Source organism: Agrobacterium sp. D14 (genome assembly GCF_001526505.1).
In the GTDB taxonomy this organism is placed as follows: domain Bacteria; phylum Pseudomonadota; class Alphaproteobacteria; order Rhizobiales; family Rhizobiaceae; genus Agrobacterium; species Agrobacterium leguminum.
On the sequence record NZ_ASXX01000068.1, the window covers coordinates 109,444 to 127,357 of the forward strand.

The 17,914-nt window shown below is 61.1% G+C and carries 17 protein-coding genes; 8 read left to right on the top strand and 9 right to left on the bottom strand.

The window, feature by feature from the left end:
* The 4 genes from L901_RS24960 to L901_RS24975 form a co-directional block, all read right to left on the bottom strand.
* The gene (locus L901_RS24960) at nt 1–969 is read right to left on the bottom strand and encodes an ABC transporter permease (RefSeq protein ID WP_059760999.1); all 969 of its coding nucleotides are present in this window, start codon (nt 967–969) and stop codon (nt 1–3) included.
* A gap of 1 nt (nt 970) precedes the next feature.
* A complete protein-coding gene (locus tag L901_RS24965; RefSeq protein ID WP_059761001.1) occupies nt 971–1,915 on the bottom strand; it encodes an ABC transporter permease in 945 nt (314 codons plus the stop codon).
* Entirely contained in the window at nt 1,912–3,405 is a 1,494-nt protein-coding gene (locus L901_RS24970; RefSeq protein WP_059761003.1) for a sugar ABC transporter ATP-binding protein, read from the bottom strand. The genes L901_RS24965 and L901_RS24970 overlap by 4 nt, the downstream gene beginning before the upstream one ends.
* A gap of 100 nt (nt 3,406–3,505) precedes the next feature.
* The gene (locus L901_RS24975; protein WP_003522041.1) at nt 3,506–4,528 is read right to left on the bottom strand and encodes a substrate-binding domain-containing protein; all 1,023 of its coding nucleotides are present in this window, start codon (nt 4,526–4,528) and stop codon (nt 3,506–3,508) included.
* A 304-nt stretch (nt 4,529–4,832) separates the two neighbouring features.
* Here L901_RS24975 and L901_RS24980 point away from each other — a divergent pair, with 304 nt between their 5' ends.
* A complete protein-coding gene (locus L901_RS24980; protein ID WP_059761005.1) occupies nt 4,833–5,228 on the top strand; it encodes a cupin domain-containing protein in 396 nt (131 codons plus the stop codon).
* Between the two features lie 157 nt (nt 5,229–5,385).
* Nucleotides 5,386–6,345 carry a LysR family transcriptional regulator gene (locus tag L901_RS24985; RefSeq protein ID WP_020811089.1) on the top strand — a complete coding sequence of 320 codons (960 nt, stop codon included), beginning with the start codon at nt 5,386–5,388 and terminating at the stop codon, nt 6,343–6,345.
* A gap of 143 nt (nt 6,346–6,488) precedes the next feature.
* Here the strand turns inward: L901_RS24985 and L901_RS24990 are convergent, their stop codons facing one another.
* The gene (locus L901_RS24990; RefSeq protein WP_059761007.1) at nt 6,489–7,739 is read right to left on the bottom strand and encodes a Zn-dependent hydrolase; all 1,251 of its coding nucleotides are present in this window, start codon (nt 7,737–7,739) and stop codon (nt 6,489–6,491) included.
* A gap of 547 nt (nt 7,740–8,286) precedes the next feature.
* Here L901_RS24990 and L901_RS24995 point away from each other — a divergent pair.
* Together L901_RS24995 and L901_RS25000 are read left to right on the top strand one after the other, a co-directional pair.
* Nucleotides 8,287–9,603 carry an MFS transporter gene (locus tag L901_RS24995; protein ID WP_233283611.1) on the top strand — a complete coding sequence of 439 codons (1,317 nt, stop codon included), beginning with the start codon at nt 8,287–8,289 and terminating at the stop codon, nt 9,601–9,603.
* A 61-nt stretch (nt 9,604–9,664) separates the two neighbouring features.
* A complete protein-coding gene (locus L901_RS25000) occupies nt 9,665–10,303 on the top strand; it encodes an RraA family protein (protein WP_059761009.1) in 639 nt (212 codons plus the stop codon).
* A gap of 88 nt (nt 10,304–10,391) precedes the next feature.
* On the opposite strand, the gene L901_RS25005 is transcribed toward L901_RS25000, so the two are convergent.
* From L901_RS25005 to L901_RS25015, 3 genes are all read right to left on the bottom strand, one after another.
* On the bottom strand, nt 10,392–10,796 hold the full coding sequence (locus tag L901_RS25005; RefSeq protein WP_059761011.1) for a RidA family protein: 405 nt from the start codon (nt 10,794–10,796) through the stop codon (nt 10,392–10,394).
* Nucleotides 10,793–11,755, bottom strand: a complete 963-nt coding sequence (locus L901_RS25010) for an ornithine cyclodeaminase family protein (RefSeq protein ID WP_059761013.1) — start codon at nt 11,753–11,755, stop codon at nt 10,793–10,795. The genes L901_RS25005 and L901_RS25010 overlap by 4 nt, the downstream gene beginning before the upstream one ends.
* Before the next feature lie 119 nt (nt 11,756–11,874).
* Nucleotides 11,875–12,774, bottom strand: coding sequence for a LysR family transcriptional regulator (locus tag L901_RS25015; protein WP_059761015.1), 900 nt, complete (start codon nt 12,772–12,774; stop codon nt 11,875–11,877).
* A 137-nt stretch (nt 12,775–12,911) separates the two neighbouring features.
* On the opposite strand from L901_RS25015, the gene L901_RS25020 reads away from it, so the two are divergent.
* Both L901_RS25020 and L901_RS25025 read left to right on the top strand, forming a co-directional pair.
* Complete coding sequence (locus L901_RS25020; protein ID WP_020811096.1) at nt 12,912–13,685, top strand: SDR family oxidoreductase; 774 nt, start codon at nt 12,912–12,914, stop codon at nt 13,683–13,685.
* A gap of 164 nt (nt 13,686–13,849) precedes the next feature.
* On the top strand, nt 13,850–14,728 hold the full coding sequence (locus L901_RS25025) for a hypothetical protein (protein ID WP_059761017.1): 879 nt from the start codon (nt 13,850–13,852) through the stop codon (nt 14,726–14,728).
* Between the two features lie 19 nt (nt 14,729–14,747).
* On the opposite strand, the gene L901_RS25030 is transcribed toward L901_RS25025, so the two are convergent.
* On the bottom strand, nt 14,748–15,782 hold the full coding sequence (locus tag L901_RS25030) for a LacI family DNA-binding transcriptional regulator (RefSeq protein ID WP_059761019.1): 1,035 nt from the start codon (nt 15,780–15,782) through the stop codon (nt 14,748–14,750).
* A gap of 139 nt (nt 15,783–15,921) precedes the next feature.
* Here L901_RS25030 and L901_RS25035 point away from each other — a divergent pair, with 139 nt between their 5' ends.
* Nucleotides 15,922–16,956, top strand: coding sequence for a Gfo/Idh/MocA family protein (locus L901_RS25035; RefSeq protein WP_059761021.1), 1,035 nt, complete (start codon nt 15,922–15,924; stop codon nt 16,954–16,956).
* An 11-nt stretch (nt 16,957–16,967) separates the two neighbouring features.
* Entirely contained in the window at nt 16,968–17,870 is a 903-nt protein-coding gene (locus L901_RS25040) for a sugar phosphate isomerase/epimerase (RefSeq protein WP_059761023.1), read from the top strand.
* Nucleotides 17,871–17,914 lie beyond the last annotated feature (44 nt).

A 17,914-nucleotide genomic window follows, 5' to 3' on the forward strand; every position in this document is an offset into this window, starting at 1 on the left:
TCACACACGCAACTGCTTTTGGCGGCCATAAAGCAGCATCAGCGCTAGCAACGTGACACCGAATATGATCTGCCGTGCCCATACATCGAGGTTGAGCGTTATCAGTACGCTTTGCAGAATGGTGAGCGCAACTGCCCCGGCCATGGTTCCGACATATCCGCCCGCGCCGCCGGCAAGCGAGGTGCCGCCGATGACGACCGCGATAATCGACGGAAGCACATATTGGTCGCCGACGGAGATGAAGGACGTGCCGGTGTAACCGATCACGCAGACGCCGGTCAGCCCGGCAAACAGGCCGGAAAGGCCGTAAAGCAGCGTGCGGATCAAAGAGACGGGCAATCCGGTGAGCGTCGCCGCCCGCTCGTTGGAGCCGATGGCATAGATAGCGAAACCGAAGGCGGTGCGGCGCAGCACGAACAGCATGATTGCGGCAATGCCAAGCCAGACGAAAAGCACGCCGGGGATGCCGAAGATGAGCGGACGGTTGATGAAGCCCGCCAGCAGGGGTGCTGCCGCGCCTGACGGAACGCCCTGCGAATAGACAACCAGCCCGCCCTGGATCACCGCCGTCATGCCGAGCGTCATGACCAGCGGCGGAATGCGCACAAAGGTGATGCCGAGACCGTTGATGAGGCCGATCAGGAAGGGAATGCCGCCCGCAACGAGAATGGCGAGCGGAATGCCGGCATTCTGGCCGTTCATCATATTGCCGGCAAGGACGGCGCCGAGCGAGATCATCGCGCCGACGGAAAGGTCGATGCCTTCGCGCCCGCCGAGGATGACGAGGTTCTGGCCCGCCGCGACGATGCCGAGAATGGCTGCAATCGTCAGCAGCCGCACGATCTGCGACCCTTGCGCGAAGCCGGGCGACAGCAATTCGCCGATCAGCAGCAGGAAGACCGATGCGCCAATCGCGATGGTCAGGGGATCGGTAAGGAGGGTTTTGAGTTGCAAGCCGGGATTGGTCATATCAACGCCTCGTCACCAGAACGCCGCCGGCCAGCGCCGTCAGCACGATCAAACCCTGCACCAGTGTCTGGTACTCGAAGGGCAGGCCCGCAAAGAAAATCACATTGCCGATCATGCCGAGCACCAGCGCGCCGGCAATCGACCCTGTCGAGCTGCCGAAACCGCCCGAAAGTGCGGTGCCGCCCAGAACCACGGCAGAGATGGAGGAGAGCGCCAGACTTGCGCCCAGCAGAGGGTCGCCCGAGGCCGTCTCCCCCGTCAGGCACAGCGCCGCCAGCGCCGAGAACAGGCCGGAGATCATATATGCGCCGATACGGATGCCCGAAAGGCGCAGCCCCGTCTGGAAGGCCCCGGTGCGATTACCGCCCACCCCGAGAAGGTGGGTGTGGAAGGGAATGCGCGACACGATGAGGGTGAAGGCGATGCCCCCAATCAGCACCCACAGCACGAAGGGCAAGCCGATGAAGCTGCCGGAATAGGTCTGCCAATAGGCTTCCGGCACCGGAAGACCCGCCTGTGGCAGCACCCAGATCGCCAGCCCGGCAAAGATGATACCGGTTGCGAAGGTGGTGACGATCGGCTGAAAGCGCAGGCCGGATATGAAGAGGCCATTGACCAGTCCGCAGAGCAGCCCGACAGCCACACCCGCCGCCATGCCAGCGAAGACGGCACCCGTCGTGCCGCCAAGTGCTGCGATGACGCTGACGGTGACGACATTGGCAAGCGCCACGATGCTGCCGACCGACAGATCGATATCGCCCGCCAGAATGACATAGGTCTGGCCGATGGCGACCAGGATCAGGGGCAGAAACGTCGTCAGGTTCGATTGCAGCACGGAGGGCTGAACGAAGGAAGGCTGCAGAAACGTGTTCACGGCGATGAGAAGCGCCAGTACGACGAGGGTGATGACCCATGGCTGCCTGCGCAGAAAACCGGAGGCGCTCATGCGGCATCTCCATAGGCGGCGCGGGTCATGTTTACGGATGTCATGTCGGCTCCGGTCAGTTCCGCAGAAATGCGTCCACCGTTGAACACAAGAATGCGGTCGGCATATTCGAGGATTTCCGCATCCTCCGAGGAATAAAGAAGGATGGTCGCGCCGGCATCGGCCTGTTGCCGCATCAGGGCGAAGAGATCGGCCTTCGCGCCGAGATCGATGCCCTTGGTCGGATCGTCGAGCAGCAGCAGTTTCGGCGCGGTGGCGAGCCAGCGGGAGATGAAGATTTTCTGCTGGTTGCCGCCCGAAAGCGTGCCTATCGGCATATCCAGGCCGGCGAACTTCGTCTTCATATCGTCCGCGACCTTCTGCACGCGCGGCTTCAGCGTCGCGGGACGGACCAGCCGCATCTTCTCGCGCACCATCAGCGCCGCGACGAGATTTTCGAAGATCGACCGACCCTGAAGGGAAGCGTCACGGCCACGGTCGCCAGAGACATAGGCAAAACCACTGTGAACCGCCTGCGAAGGCTTGCCGATGGTGATTTCACGACCCTCAAACCGGATTTGGCCGGCAGCAAATGGGTTCGCGCCGAAGAGGCCTTTCAGCAGGGCCGATTGGCCCTGCCCCTGCAAACCAGCCAGACCGACGATTTCGCCCGAATAGGCTTCCAGAGAGACACCGCGAACGCCCTCACCCGCCACATCCGCCAGCTTCAGGCTCGGCGCAGCAGCCGAACACCCGTTCTGACGGGCAGGAGCGGCCCGAACATCGCCGACCATGTCGTGCACGACGGCTTCGCGGGTGGTCGCTGCAGTATCGAGTTCGGAAATCGTCGCGCCGTTCCGCATGACCGTGATGCGGTCGCAGACGGCAAAAACCTCATCGAGACGATGGGAAATCATGATGGTGGAGACACCTTCGGCTTTCTTGGCCCGGAGTATCTCGAAAAAGCGCTGGGACTGGCGACCATCGAGCGCCGCCGTCGCCTCGTCCATGATCATCAGGCTGGCATTCTGGGCGAAGACCTTGAGGATTTCGACGAGCTGGCGCTGATCGGGCGGCAGATTGCCGACGATAGCATCCGGCTCCAGCCCTTCGCCAGCCACGCCGTCAAACAGCGCGATCAGTCTCGCCGCTTCGGCCTTCAGCGCCTTGCCGTCGACAAAGATACCACGTTTCGGCTCGCGGCCGAGAAAGATATTATCGGCGACCGAAAGCTGCGGAACGAGGCTGAGTTCCTGATAAAACAGCGCAATACCGGCATTTTCGGCGTCCCGCGGGCTTTTGAAGCGCACTTCCGCACCGTTGAACCGGATCGTGCCGCTGGTCGGCGCGACCGCGCCCGCAACGATCTTGCAAAGCGTGCTCTTGCCGCAGCCATTGGCGCCCAGCAGCGCGTGAATTTCACCGCGACCAACCGTCAGCCTGCCGTCGGAAAGCGCGCGCACGGCGCCAAAATTCTTCGTTATGCCGGCCGCTTCCAAAGCGTTCGCCATCGCATGTCCCCGAATAATGCTTGTCACAGGCGGCCGGCCAAGGCCCGGTCCGCACTCGAAATTCTGGTTCGGGCCGGCGTTCGCCGACCCGAAACGGCTCTTACTTGAAGAACTCGCCGGCCTGTTCCGGCGTCACGGTTGCCGTGACGGACCAGTAGCCCGGCTTGCCATCGGCAGCCTTGATGTTGTCGGCAAGGTTGTCATTGCTGACGAAGGGGATCGGAATATAGATCGCGTTACCATAGGTGCCGCCGAAAATGCCGTCCTTGAATTCCTTGCCCTGCAGCTTCAGGACAGCGACGTTGAGCGCGCTGGCCATGACGCCCGGAGGATTGACCGAAGCGCCGGAATTGAACTTTTCCTTTTCCCAGCGGGTCATGAAGTCCTTGCGGATTTCACCGGTCGCGGCAATGTCCTTGGTCTTGCCGGCGGCTTCGATGGCGCGCCATGCGCCGTCCGCCATGCCGTCCTGCACCCACACACCGCTGATATCGGGATAGGTGGCAAGCAGGTTCTGCATGGCCTGCTGGCCCTGCGCCTGATCCCAGCTCGCATTGGCTTCGTTCAGCACCTTGATATCAGGATATTTCTTGAACACTTCGCGATAACCGGCGACGCGGGCTTCGTTGGCGGGGTTGCCGGCGATGCCATTGATGGCGACGACGCTTCCCTTGCCCTTCAGCGCATCCGCAAGCCATTGCGCGGATTGCGCCGCCCATGCCTTCTGGTCGATGCCGACATAGAGCGCATCCTTCGAGGACACTTCGGCGTCGGTTGCGATGACGAGAATATTGCGCGCCTTGGCCTGCGCGAAGATCGGATCGAAGGCCGTCGGGCTGCCGGGATTGATGAGGATCGCATCGACGCCCTGGTTCATGAAATTGCGGATATGGCCGATCTGCCCCTGCACATCGACGTTGCCGCTCTGAACGACAACCTCAACCTTGACGCCCTTTTCGCCCCACGCTTTGGCGGCAGCCTGAGCCTCTTCGATCATCTGCGTGCGCCATTCGCTGCCGACGAAAGAATTGGAAAGACCGATCTTGAAGCTCTGCTCCTGGGCATGCGCCGACGTGCCCGCCGCCAGCACCATCGCGGCAGCAGCCATCAAATGTCTAAACATGAAATTTGCTCCTCCAAGCACGGTTTTTAACAAATGAAACCGTTTACATCTGCGAATGTAACCGTTTTCATAAATGAGTCAATCCCGAGAATGATTTTTATCCAAGGGCGTGGAACGGCGGCGGATGAGCAGTTCCGACCTGCGGAAAAGGCTTGAAAAATCGAGACATGGGCCGGGACAAGCGCGGCGCGGAGCTTCGGAAAGCGTCCTTGGCCGGCAGATCATGTCGGTTTTCATTTCACTGTGGACAATGGGAGGATTCCCGCTTCAAATCGCCTCGAGTCAGCCATCAGGAGAACGACCAATGGAAATATTGCGCGCAGGAACACGGGCATCGGCGAAAGGCCCCGAGGCATGGTTCACGGGGCAGGTGCGCATCGATCCCCTCTTCAACCCCTTTGATGCCGAGCGGGTTCAGGGCGCTCAGGTCACCTTCGAACCCGGCGCCCGCACCGCCTGGCACACCCATCCCCTCGGCCAGACCCTGATTGTGGTTTCCGGCTTTGGCCGGGCGCAGCGCGAAGGCGGCCCGGTGGAGGAAATCCGTCCCGGCGATACCGTCTGGTTCGCACCGGGAGAAAGGCACTGGCACGGGGCCGCACCCGATGTCGCCATGACCCATATTGCACTCCAGGAGGTCAAGGACGGCAAGGTGGTGGACTGGATGGAACAGGTGACGGATGACCAATATCGCGGCTGACGCGGCCGCGCCGACGTGGCGGGCCGCTTTCCGCAGGCCCGCCGGAGAATAAAATCGCGTCCCCGGCCAAAAGCGCCACTCTTTGCAGCCGGTGGACGTTTTTCGCCGGCAAAAATAGCTATAAGATGCAACCGCAATTCATTCGAGGAACGCATCGTTGTCACGTTATGCCCCCCGCATCCAGCATCTGAACTGGAACCTGCTGCGGACCTTTCTGGTCATTGTCGAGGAAGGCAGCATCACGCGGGCGGCCAACCGGCTTTTCGTGCGCCAGCCCTCGGTAACCGCCGCGCTGCAAAAGCTTGAGGAAACGCTGGGGTGCCAGTTGATCCAGCGCGACAGCCGCCGTTTCGTGCTGACGGTTCAGGGCGAAATGCTTCGTCAGGAATGTGCTGAAATTTTCCTGCGGGTCGAGCGTATCGGCGAAAAACTGTCGACCGAGGCGGATGACCTCACGGGTCAGGTGCGTGTCCTCATTGTCACCAATCTCGTGCTTCCACAGCTCGATCAGGCGCTGCGCCAGTTGCGGCGGCGTCATCCATCAGTCACCATCCGCATCGATGTCGCCAATACGCAGGATATCGTTCGCGCCATCGGCCAGAAACAGGCCCCATTCGGCATTTGCCTGCTGCCGAAACCGCTCGCTGGAATGGACTGCAAATTCCTGCTCAGGGAAACATTCGGCATTTATTGCGGTGCTTCCCATCCCTTTTACGGTCGTGGCGACATCACCATGGAGGAATTGCGGCAGGAAGCCTTCGTGGCCTTCACCTGCAGCCAGGAAGGCGGCGCGCTGGAACCGATGATCGCCCTTCGCGACGGCGTGGGGCTCGGCAAATGGACGGTCGGCTCCAGCCCGCATATGGAAGAAGTCCGGCGAATGATCATCGCCGGCATCGGCGTGGGAATCCTGCCGCTGGATGCGGCGCGCGGCTTTGAGGAAGACGAGCTTTGGCAGATCCCGCTGCTTCAGGATTCGCTCGGAGCCGACGCCTATTTCCTCCGCAACCCCGATATGGACCTCGGCGGCGCCGAGCGGGCATTCCTGACTATTTTCGAAAACGAGCTTTTCGATGCCCAGGCGGCGGCTGCCCTTGTGGAAACGGGGAGTGAATAGGAAAACGGCGAAAAGCGGTCGCACTTTTCGCCGTTCCCTCTAAATCCAGCCAAAGCGGACCCCGGCACTGCCGGCCGGGAATACGCTAAAACAGAGTGTTGGAGCCTTTTCGCGCTTCGCAGAAAAGCGAAAGCGCTCCAGCTTCAGTCCGCGCGGTTCGCGCGCTCCAGAACGGCCTGAACCAGCACGTTAACACCGGGTTCGATGTCGGCGATCGTGACGTTTTCCGCCTCGTTATGGGAAAGACCGCCCTCGCACGGCGTGAAGATCATCGCCGTCGGCAGATATTCGGCGACATGCATGGCGTCATGCCCGGCCTCGGTAAGGAGGTCCATCGAGGAATAACCGAAAGCATAGGTGGCATTGCGGATGAGTTCGATGCAGCGGGCGTCGAAGTGCATGCCGCCATAGGCCCAGCCTTCCTTGACGACGATTCTGCAGCGCGAGCGCTCTTCCAGCTCGGGAAGCCTCGCCTTGAAGGCTTCGAACATGGTGCTGACAACGGCATCGTCGGGGTGGCGCATGTCGCAGGTCATTTCCACGAAATTCGGCAGCGCACCGAGGAGATTGGGTTCCGCCCTGATGCGCATCGTCGTGGACTTGCCGCCGGTCTCGTGATTGGCCCAGCCGATCTCATTGATCGCCAGCGTCACCTCAGCGGCACCCACCAGCGCATTCTTGCGCGCCGGCATCGGCGTCGGGCCGACATGGCCGGTCTCGCCGTGCACTTCCACCACGAAACCGCGCACGCCGAAAGCGCCGGTGACGATGCCGAGTTGTTTGGCCGCTGCCTCCAATCGCGGCCCCTGTTCGATATGCAGCTCGAACAGACTGTCGAAAGCCTCCGCCGAAATCGCGTCTTTACCCTTGAAGCCGATGCGCTCCAACTCGCCGCCAAGCGTAAAGCCATCGCGATCCCTGCGGGAATAGGCGAATTCCGCCGCCTTGGCGCCGGTAAAAACTGCCGAGCCGATCATCGGCGGCTCGAAACGCGCGCCCTCCTCATTGGTCCAGTTCACAAGGGTGATCGGCCGGCGTGTGGCAGTCGCATGGTCGTTCAGCGTGCGCACGAGTTCCAGCCCGGCCAGCACACCAAGAATACCGTCGAAGCGGCCGCCATGAACCTGCGTGTCGAGATGGCTGCCGACCAGCACGGGCTTCGCATCCGCATCGGTTCCTGCCCGTTCGGCGAAGATATTGCCCACCGCGTCGATCCTGACCGTCAGGCCCGCCTCCTCGCACCAGTGAATGAACTGGTGCCGCATCGCCGCATCCTCGTCGGAAAGCGCCAGCCGCTTCAGGCCGCCCTTTTCGGTCGCGCCGATTTCGGCGGAACGCATCAGCGTCGCCCAAAGGCGTGACATGTCCGGCCGGATATTGCTCAATCTCTTCATTTCGGTCCCCTGTTATGGTCTCGCGGCAGCAATGCCCCGGCGTAGCCGGCAGCCCGCAGACGACCTCTTTTCAGTCCGTGGAATGACAAAGGGGATAAGACCAAACCGGAAAATTCAAAAATAGATAGATTCGATACTTAGAATAAGAGCGGCGGTCTTTGCGGCCGAAAAAGAAATTTCAGCCGGTCAAAAGACAGGCAGGGACTGCGCAGCCGAGCGGCAAAGAAAAACAGCGCCTGCGATATTGCCATGATTTTATTATCTATTTCAAAATCCATAGACGGCGCCGAGATGCCCGAAAATGCCCAGGATTTGGTCTATAGCGCGGCCCTATGGAAGAAATCTGCATTATCTATTTGTCGGGAGCCTCCCGCTTTCCCATCATTGCGCAAAACAGGGGAACATCGCAGCATGTCGGACTGACGGAGAGAACCGAAAACGGTTGCTCCGCCGGAAATGGCTATCGTCATCTCATGCCTTCGGCGTGGGGCCGCTCCGCTTCGTCGTTTCCCCGTTTTCCTTCACAGCAACATAAAGGGGAATGTTCATGCAAGGGGAAACCGCACTCGTGGGCTCCGTCGAGAAACAGCCGGTTGGCGTTCGGCGGATCGCCGTCGCAAGCGTCATCGGCACCACCGTCGAATGGTACGATCTTTTCGTCTTCGCCACCGCTTCGGCGCTGGTCTTCAACAAGGTCTTCTTTCCGAGTTTCGATGCGCTCGTCGGCACGCTTCTGGCCTTCGGCACCTTCGCCTCGGCCTATCTCGCCCGCATCGTCGGGGCAGCGCTTTTCGGCCATTTCGGCGACAGGATCGGCCGCAAGTCGATGCTGCTCGTCTCGCTGGTCATGATGGGGGTGGCAACCTTCGCCATCGGCCTTCTGCCGAATTACGAACAGATCGGTGTCTGGGCACCCATCCTGCTTCTGGCGCTGCGCGTCGTGCAGGGTCTCGCGCTCGGCGGCGAATGGGGCGGCGCGGTGCTGATGGCGGTGGAACATGCGCCGCAGAACCGGCGCGGCCTTTATGGCTCCTGGGTGCAGATCGGCGTTCCGGCCGGCACATTGATCGCCAACCTCGCTTTCCTTGCCATCGGTTTCACCATGGCGCCCGAGGACCTGATTTCCTGGGGCTGGCGCATTCCGTTCCTCGTCAGCATTCTTCTGGTCGCCGTTGGCGCCTATGTTCGGCTCAACACCGCCGAAACGCCGTCCTTCGCCAAGGTGAAGACGGAAGAGGCGACCGTGCGCGTGCCCTTCTTCGAACTGCTTTCCAAATCCTGGAAAACGGTTCTTCTCGGCGGCATCGCCACCATGTCCACCGGATCGTCCTTCAACCTCATCGTCGCCTTCGGCCTGAGCTATGGCACGCAGGCGCTCAACATCTCCCGCAACGAGATGCTGGTGATCGTATTGATTTCCTGCATGGCGTGTATTTTCCTTTTGCCGCTCTTCGGCCTGCTTTCCGACAAGGTCGGCCGCCGGCCGGTCATTCTCGGCGGCATTCTGGCCGAAGCGCTCGTCGCTTTCCCGATGTTCTGGTTGATGGATACCGCCACCTTTGCCGGCGCACTTGCGGGCTACCTGCTGATGATGACGGCCTTTGCCGCCAATTACGGCCCGATCGCCACCTTCCTCGCCGAACTTTTCGGCACCAAAGTCCGCTATTCCGGCCTGTCCATCGCCTATATGCTCTCAGGGGTTCTGGGCAGCGCGCTTACTCCCGTCATCACCACCTGGCTGCTTTCCGCCACCGGCAGCGGCGCATCCGTCGCCTGGTACATGATCGGCTCCGCCCTGCTCTCGGCCGTCGCCCTGCTGGCGCTGACCGAGACCGTGAAACGCGATCTGGCCAAGACCAACTGATCCATATTGCCATATCACAGACGCCGGCCCCCGCGCCGGCGTCTTTCTTTTGGAGACACCCATGGAAAGTCCCGACACAATCAACGAGGCGCTCGAACTGCTCCGGAGCGTCGAGACAGCGACGATCGGCCATTTCAGATCGGATGGATTTATGGATCCGGCGATGCAATGCGTGATCGACGGCGTTCGCATCGCCGGTCGCGCATTGACCGTCAGCCTGCCGGGAGACGACGGAACGGCGCTTCCGCATGCCCTTTCCCGCGCCATGCCCGGCGATATCCTCGTCATCGAGCGACTGAGCGACGACCGGCACGCCTGCTGGGGCGCGGTCATGACCGCCGCAGCGCTCGCGCGCGGTGTCACTGCAGTCATCCTCGATGGTTATGTCACCGATATCGGCTCGATCCGCAGCGCCGGCTTGCCGGTCTGGTGCCGGGGACGCTCGCCCATCACCACCAAGCTCGGAGGACGGGGAAGTGTCGCGGGGCCGGTCGTCTGCGGCGGGGTCAGGGTTCAGAACGGCGATATCGTGCTGGCCGACGAAAACGGTGTCTGCATCCTGCCCCCGGGCGAGGCATTGGCAATAGCACGGCAGGCTCTCGCCATTCAGGAAAAGGAGCCCGGCATCGTCGCAAGGCTCGAAAAGGGGGAAGATATCGTGGCAGTTTATGGACTTTCACCGCTGGAGCAGTCCACGTAAAACCGGCCCGCAATCTTGCGCCCCAAGAAATGCGTGTGGGCGCGTCAGCCGATCCGGCCGACGCGCCCTTTTTTATGCCCGCCTGCCCTCAGAGGACAGCAAGGCACTCGATTTCGATATCGAAAGGTAAGGACCAGGGTTTGATGGTTGCCGAGGTGCGCGCCGGAAAACCGGCTGCGAAATATTCGCGGTATATGTCGTTCACTGTTCCCATCAATGCTGCATCGGTGACATACACGGTGGTCTTGATCACATCTTCGAAGGTGGCACCCGCTACGGCCAGTGTCACCCGCAGGGCTTCCAGCGAGGCCCGTGTCTGGGCGGCGATATCGCCCCTGACGATGTCGCCCGTCTCAAGATCGACGGGCGGCATGCCGCAGGTGGCGACGATGTTGCCGGAGCGGACAAGCGCCGAGGTCGGTGCGCCCAGCCGGCGGATCGCCTCTGAAACCACCGGCACTTCAAGGATTTCGCGTTTGGCCATGTCTGTCATCCTTTTCCGTTCAGCGTCGCAGCTTCATAAACCAGGGTGGCCGCCGCAAGATCGGCGAGCGCGGTTCCGACAGCCTTATAGAGCGTGATCTCATCATCGCTACTGCGCGCAAACCGGTTTGCACTGCAAAGTCCGGCAAGCGTTGACCTGACGCTCTCCTCCGAAAACAGGCCCGCTTCGATCGGCTGAACGAGATCGCCCGCTTCGTGCAGCGCTTCCTCCGTATCGATAAAGACCGAGGCACGGCCTATGGCTTCGTCATCCGCCTCGCGCATGCCGGGCGTGAAGCCGCCGATGAGATCGACATGCGTGCCGGGGCGCAGCCACGCGCCACGGATGAGCGGGGTGGTGGCGAGCGTCGCGGCGCTGACGATATCGGCCTCGGCAACCGCCCTTTCCAGATCATCGACCACCGTGGCCGCAAGTCCCGACGCCTCGATGCTTTGCGCCAGCCGCTCGGCATTGCCACGATCGATATCCCAGACGGCCACCTGCTCGAGCGGTCTGATGGCCCGATAGGCGTCGGGAATGAGGCTCGCGACACGGCCGGCGCCCAGCACCAGAAGCCGGCTGGCATCCTTGCGCGCAAGATAATCCGCTGCAAGCGCCGACGCCGCAACAGTCCGGCGGCCGGTAATGACATTACCGTCCAGCGTGGCCAGCTGAATGCCTGTCTGCGCATCGTAAAGCATATAGGTCGAGGTCAATCCCGGCAGGTTTCTGCCGGCGTTTCCGGGAAAGACGGTGACGATCTTGATCCCAAGATAACCTGTGGACTGCCGTGTTCCGTGCCAGGCGGGCATCAATAGCAGTGTCGCGGCGGCTTCATTTGGCACATCGATCGTGTGGTGGTGCCGCACAGGCATCTCGCAGCCTTCCGCAAAGGCGGCGGCAAGGGCCTTGATAAGCCCGTCAAACGGCAAAAACCCGGCTGTTTCCTGTGAATTGATCGTGAGCATATGCGCCTCCCTTCAGATTTCTGGCGGAGGTCAAAATGGCGCAAGCGGCTGCACTTTATAACGCCGAATCTCGCTATGATAAAAATAGGCTGGAGCATCGCCACAGCAGGCATGTTGGGCTACAGAAGCCGTCGCCGCAGCAGGGCTTCCAGCCATTCCGCAAACACCTGCAGCCGCCGCGACAGATGCTGTCGATGGGGATAAAGCAACGTCATCGGCATCGGCTCGGCCCGATGGGCCGGCATGACCTCGATGAGTTCGCCGCTCTCCAGATGCGGCCTGACGTCGTAAGCCGGTATCTGGATCAGGCCGAGACCGGCAAGACAACAGGCGATATAGGCCTCGGCATTGTTGACGGTGACGCGGCCGCGCATGGAAAGCGAATGCAGCGTCTCGCCTTCGACCCATTCCCAGTTTTCCACCCGCCCGCTGGAGGGCGACGCGTAATTGATCGCCCAGTGGCAGGAAAGATCGTGGGGCGTTTTCGGCGTTCCATGACGTGCCAGATAGGAGGGGCTTGCGACATTGATCAGCGGCAGCTTGCCTATCGGCCGCGCGATCAGGCCGGAATCGCTGAGCGGTCCGACGCGCAGCACGCAATCGATATTGTCTTCTACCAGATCGACGGCGCGGTCGGTAACGCCGAGAGCTACGTCGATCTGCGGATAAAGGTCGAGAAATTCCGGCAGCGCCGGTGCGATGACCAGCCGCCCGATCCGGCCCGGCACGTCGATCCGCAACCGGCCCGAAGGCTGCGCCGCCGTCTGCCGGAAGAGATTTTCCGCATCTTCGACATCGGCGATCAGCCGCTGGCAGCGCTCGTAAAAGGCCGAACCATCCTCGGTTGGCGAGACCTTGCGCGTCGTGCGGTTCAGCAACCGCGCACCGACACGCCCTTCCAGTTCCTGCACCGCCGCCGAAACCGAAGAGCGCGGTATGCCGAGCGTATCGGCGGCCCGCGTGAAACTCGCGCAGTCAACGACGCGTGTGAAGATGCGGAACAGGTCGATACGGTCCAACCGGAAACACCATATTGTGCGGCTTTTCTGACAAGTAATGTCAGAATAAGCGCCTTTATCGCGCAAAGCTAGACGATATCCTGCTGCAACGAAAGCGGCCACCAGCGTGGCCGAGCACGGCAAAAGGAGGCCGACCCATGACAGACCATTCCCTCAAGGGCAAAACCGTCATCATCGCCGGCGGCGCGAAAAATCTCGGTGGATTGATTGCCCGCGATTTTGCCGGTCAGGGCGCCCGCGCCATCGCCATCCATTACAACAGCGCCGCAACCAGGGCCGACGCCGAGGCAACCGTGGCCGCAGTGAAGGCGGCCGGCGCTGAGGCCGTCGCCCTTCAGGCCGATCTCACCACGGCAGGTGCGGTCGAAAAGCTGTTTGCCGATACAGTCGCCGCCATCGGCCGCCCGGATATTGCCATCAACACCGTCGGCAAGGTGCTGAAAAAGCCGATCCTCGACACGTCGGAAGCCGAATATGACGAAATGACTGCCGTTAACGCCAAGTCGGCCTTCTTTTTCCTCCAGCAGGCCGGACGCCACGTCAGCGATAACGGCAAGATCTGCACCCTCGTGACATCGCTCCTGGGCGCCTTCACGCCGTTTTACGCCAGCTATGCCGGCACCAAGGCCCCGGTGGAACACTTCACCCGTGCGGCCGCCAAGGAGTTTGGCGAACGCGGCATATCCGTGACGGCAATCGGCCCCGGACCGATGGACACGCCATTCTTCTACGGTCAGGAAACGCCGGAGGCGCAGGCCTATCACAAGAGCGCCGCCGCTCTTTCCGGCTTCTCGAAAACCGGTCTCACCGATATCGAGGACATCGTTCCCTATATCCGCTTCCTTGTCACCGACGGCTGGTGGATGACGGGCCAGACCATTCTCGTCAATGGCGGTTACACCACGAAATAGTCGCCGTCGGACGGCACACCGGATCAGGCCGGCGGCTGGATGCCGCCTGGCATGAGACGGGTCCCGGAACCGCAGTACCAAAAAATATCGAACATCATCTGGCCTGAATTACACGCACCGGTGTAAAACCCTGTCATCCTGTTGATGGAAGCCGGGGGTGTCGGATGAATTCAGAGCGTCGTGGAGTTCTCGCATTTCTGGGCGGCCTCGTGCTGGCAAGGCCGTCTCTCAGCGCGGCATCGAGCCAGCCCCCAGCCTTTGCCGCATCCCGCTCCAGTTACAAGCCACGACATGTCCTTTGTTTTCTCGGCGCGGAAAATGGCCTGGCGGCGCTTCAGAAGAGCGCAAGCGCCGCAGTCGATGATTTTGCGCCGGATTTCAGCCTGGATGAAGACTATTCACAGGATGAGCCGGACGACCGGATGGAACGCTCGTTCAATGTCTGCTGGGATCGCGTCGACCCCGATGCATACGAGCCAGAGGATGAGGCAGCCGTCGCCGCGCACGGCTCGGTTCTTTATGTGCTCGGCCCGTCCATGGATGCCGAAACGGCCGTGAAGACATCCGCAAAGGCCCTCAGATTCGTACAGCACATGCTCGATCACGGCGCTGTCGCCGTGAAGGGTGAAAGTGCGGGCGTCGCCCATGGCGCAAGGCGCTGGAAGCAGCTTTACGAGCAGTCGCGTGGCGAAGCGGCCGCTAATGACGGGATGGCGCTTGCCAGAACCTGCCGTCTGGCTTTCGCACGCCGCCCCATAGGAGACGATGCCGAAGGCATGACGAGCATCGGGTTTCACCTGATCGGCTTGCCCGATGTGCGGGTTCGCTTCATCAAAAAAGACGAAGACCAGCCATCGACGAACGCCGAACAGTTAAAGATCGCCGCATTGATGGATGATGTCGCCGAGCAAATGGCGCGTGAAGGCGTTGAAGCCGCCCTGAAGGACCGTCGCGCCACCCTCACCGACGACGAACGGTATGAGGAAGACGAATATAAATTCAATCCTTTCGGCGTCGTGAGCATTGACGGCTTCAAGCTTTGACGTTCCCGCGCAGCGGCAGCTATGGGGCGGGGGCCGGGTCGCTCTCGCCGGCCACCAGAAGCATGGGCCACACGCAATGGCGGGCCTGATCGGGGTAAAAGGGCGCATAGGCCGGCATGGTCGATAACAGCGTCTGGGCCACCGTCACGCCAAGATCATGCAGGGACATGCGGAAACTGGTCAGCCGCGGTTCCAGAAACTGGCCACGCGGGCCATCGCGGAAGCCGATGACGGCGAGATCGCGCCCCGGTTTCAGCCCCACTTCCGCAAGCCGGCGATAAAGCCCGACCGCCATCAATTCGTAGATCAGCACAATCGCCGTTGGCCGGGGCCGCATCTGCAGCCATTCGCTGGCGGCGTGATAACCGCCCTGCTCGCTCGATTTCGCGCGGATGACCAGCGAGGAATCGTAGGCGATGCCATTGTCTTCCAGCGCGCGCCTGTATCCTTCCAGAAAAACATAACCGAGATTGATATCGCTGTCGGGCACCGCAACCGCAATCGAACGATGACCGGCAGCCGCAAGGCGGTCGACCGCATTTTTCGCGACTCCCTCGAAATCGAGGTCGATCCAGGCGTGAGTGTCGCTGGAAGCGGTCCGTCCGAGCGCCACGAAAGGCAGCCGGGTCTGCTTCAGGAAGTCCACACGTTTGTCGATCCGCCGCGTCGCGGAAATGATCATCGCATCCACCATGCGGCGCGCCACCATGCGCTTCAGATATTCATCCGGATCCTCTTCCCCCGGACAGGGCAGAACGATGAGATCGAGATTATGTCCGGAAAACACGCTTTGCAGACCGTCCGTCACACCGAGGAAGAAGTTGTCGGAGTTCTCCACGGTCTGCGCGTCGCTGCCGGTCATCAGGCCGATGACATTGGTGGTTCCCTGCCTGAGGCTGCGGCCGGACTGGTTGGCGACATAACCCAGCTTTTCCGCCGCTTCCAGAACACGCCGCCGCGTTTCTTCGTTCACATCCGGCTTGCCGTTCAGGGCACGGGAAACAGTGCCTATCGATATCTCCAGATAATCGGCAAGCTGACGAATTCCTTTCATGCACTCCCCTCCCAGGCCCGGCGCGCAATCGACGCGCCCCTTAACGGTCTTGACATATCTAACATCATCGGCATAGTCTCGTAAACGTTTACGACACTCTGCGCAAAGAGGAGTTTGCGAAAGAGTCCGGGGAGATGAGATGACTTTCAATGCCGTTTTATGCGGGTGCGGAGCCATGGCCAAAGGCTGGCTGCGCGCCATTCAGTCCACGCCGGAAATCGCCGGCGCGATCAGGATCGCCGGTCTGGTCGATCTGAACGAGAACACGGCCCGCGCGCTTGCCGAAGAATTCGCCCTTACCGACGCGGTCATCGGCACGGATCTGCGCGAGGTTCTCGCTAAAACGAAAGCCGACATCCTTTTTGATATCGTCATCCCGCAGGCGCGCTTCGCCGTGGTTGAGGCCGGTCTCGAGGCCGGGTGCCATGTGCTCAGCGAAAAGCCGCTTGCCGGCTCGATGGAGGAAGCCGGCACGCTGGTTGAACTGGCAAAAAAAGCCGGAAAAATTCATGCCGTGGTGCAAAACCGGCGATTTGTGGCGGGAATCCGGCGGCTGCGCCGCGCGCTGGAAGACGGCGTCATCGGCGATTTGACGGCCATCCATTGCGATTTCTTCCTTGGGCCGCATTTCGGCGGCTTCCGCGAGGAGATGAAGAACGTCCTGCTTCTCGACATGGCGATCCATACCTTCGATGCGGCCCGTTTCGTCGCCAATGAAAAACCCCTCTCCGTCTTCTGCGTGGAAAAGAACCCGGCCGGCTCATGGTATGCCCATGGCGCAAGCGCCAACGCCATTTTCGAGTTCTCGAATGATGTCGTTTTCACCTATCGCGGTTCATGGTGCGCCGAAGGGGAGCGGACTAGCTGGGAAGCGCGCTGGCGGCTGATCGGCTCCAAGGGCATGATCCTCTGGGACGGGGAAGACAATTTCTCCGCCTCGGTGGCCGGCGACGAACAGGGGCTTCTGCGTGGCTTTAGGACCGTAAACGTTTCCGAAGCCATTTCCGAGAAGGACACGCGCGGCCATGCCAGCGTCATTCTCTCGTTCCTTCAGTCCATCCGCACGGGTGAGATGCCGGAAACGGCCTCCTTCGACAACATCAACAGCCTTGCCATGGTGATCGGCGCGATTGAAAGCGCCCGCCTCGGCCAGCGTGTTTCCATTGCAGCATAAGGACTGAAGACGTGAGCAATCCGGCAACATCCATCCGCATCGGCACCATGGTCAGCGCCACCAAGGGACAGGCGGCCGAACGCATCGGCCAGATCACCGATCTCGGCTTTGAAAGCTTCGAGCCGTTCTTCTGGCAGACCACCAACGGTCAGGACCTTGCCGAACTCGGCAAGCGCTGCCGCGAGGCGATCGGTGAGCGCGATATCACCATCAGCACGCTCGGCATGTTCGGCAATCCGCTGGAAGAAACCGACATCGACCTTGAGACATTGCAGGGCTGGAAAGACTGCATCGACAATGCCCACCATTTCGGCGCGACCTGCGTTGCGGGGTTTACCGGCCGGCTGCGCGGCAGGCCGCTGCCGGAAAGCCTTCCCCGATACAGGCAAATCTGGAGCGAGCTTGCAAAACGCGCCGCCGACAAGGGCGTGAAGATCGCCTTTGAAAACTGCGCCATGGACGGCAACTGGCAGACCGGCGACTGGAACATCGCGCACAATCCCGACGCATGGGAACTGATCTTCAACGAAACGCCGGACGAGCATATCGGCATCGAATGGGAACCCTGCCATCAGATGGTCTATCTGATCGATCCGCTGCCGCAGATCCGCAAATGGGCGGACAAGATTTTTCATGTGCACGGCAAGGACGCGACCATCCGCTGGGATGTCATTCGCGAGCACGGCATTTTCGGCAAGGAAAAATTCGTCTTCATGCGCACACCGGGTTTCGGCGACAGCAACTGGACGGACATTATTTCCGAACTGCGCCTCGCCAGCTGGTCCGGCTCCATCGACATCGAAGGCTGGCATGACCCCGTCTATCGCGACGCGCTGGAAATGACGGGCCAGGTGCATGGTCTCAACTATCTGAAGAAATGCCGCGGCGGCGATTTCGTCGTCGATCCGACATAACGGAAACCTTTTGGGAGAAGGTTTACGAAAATTGCAGAGACGAT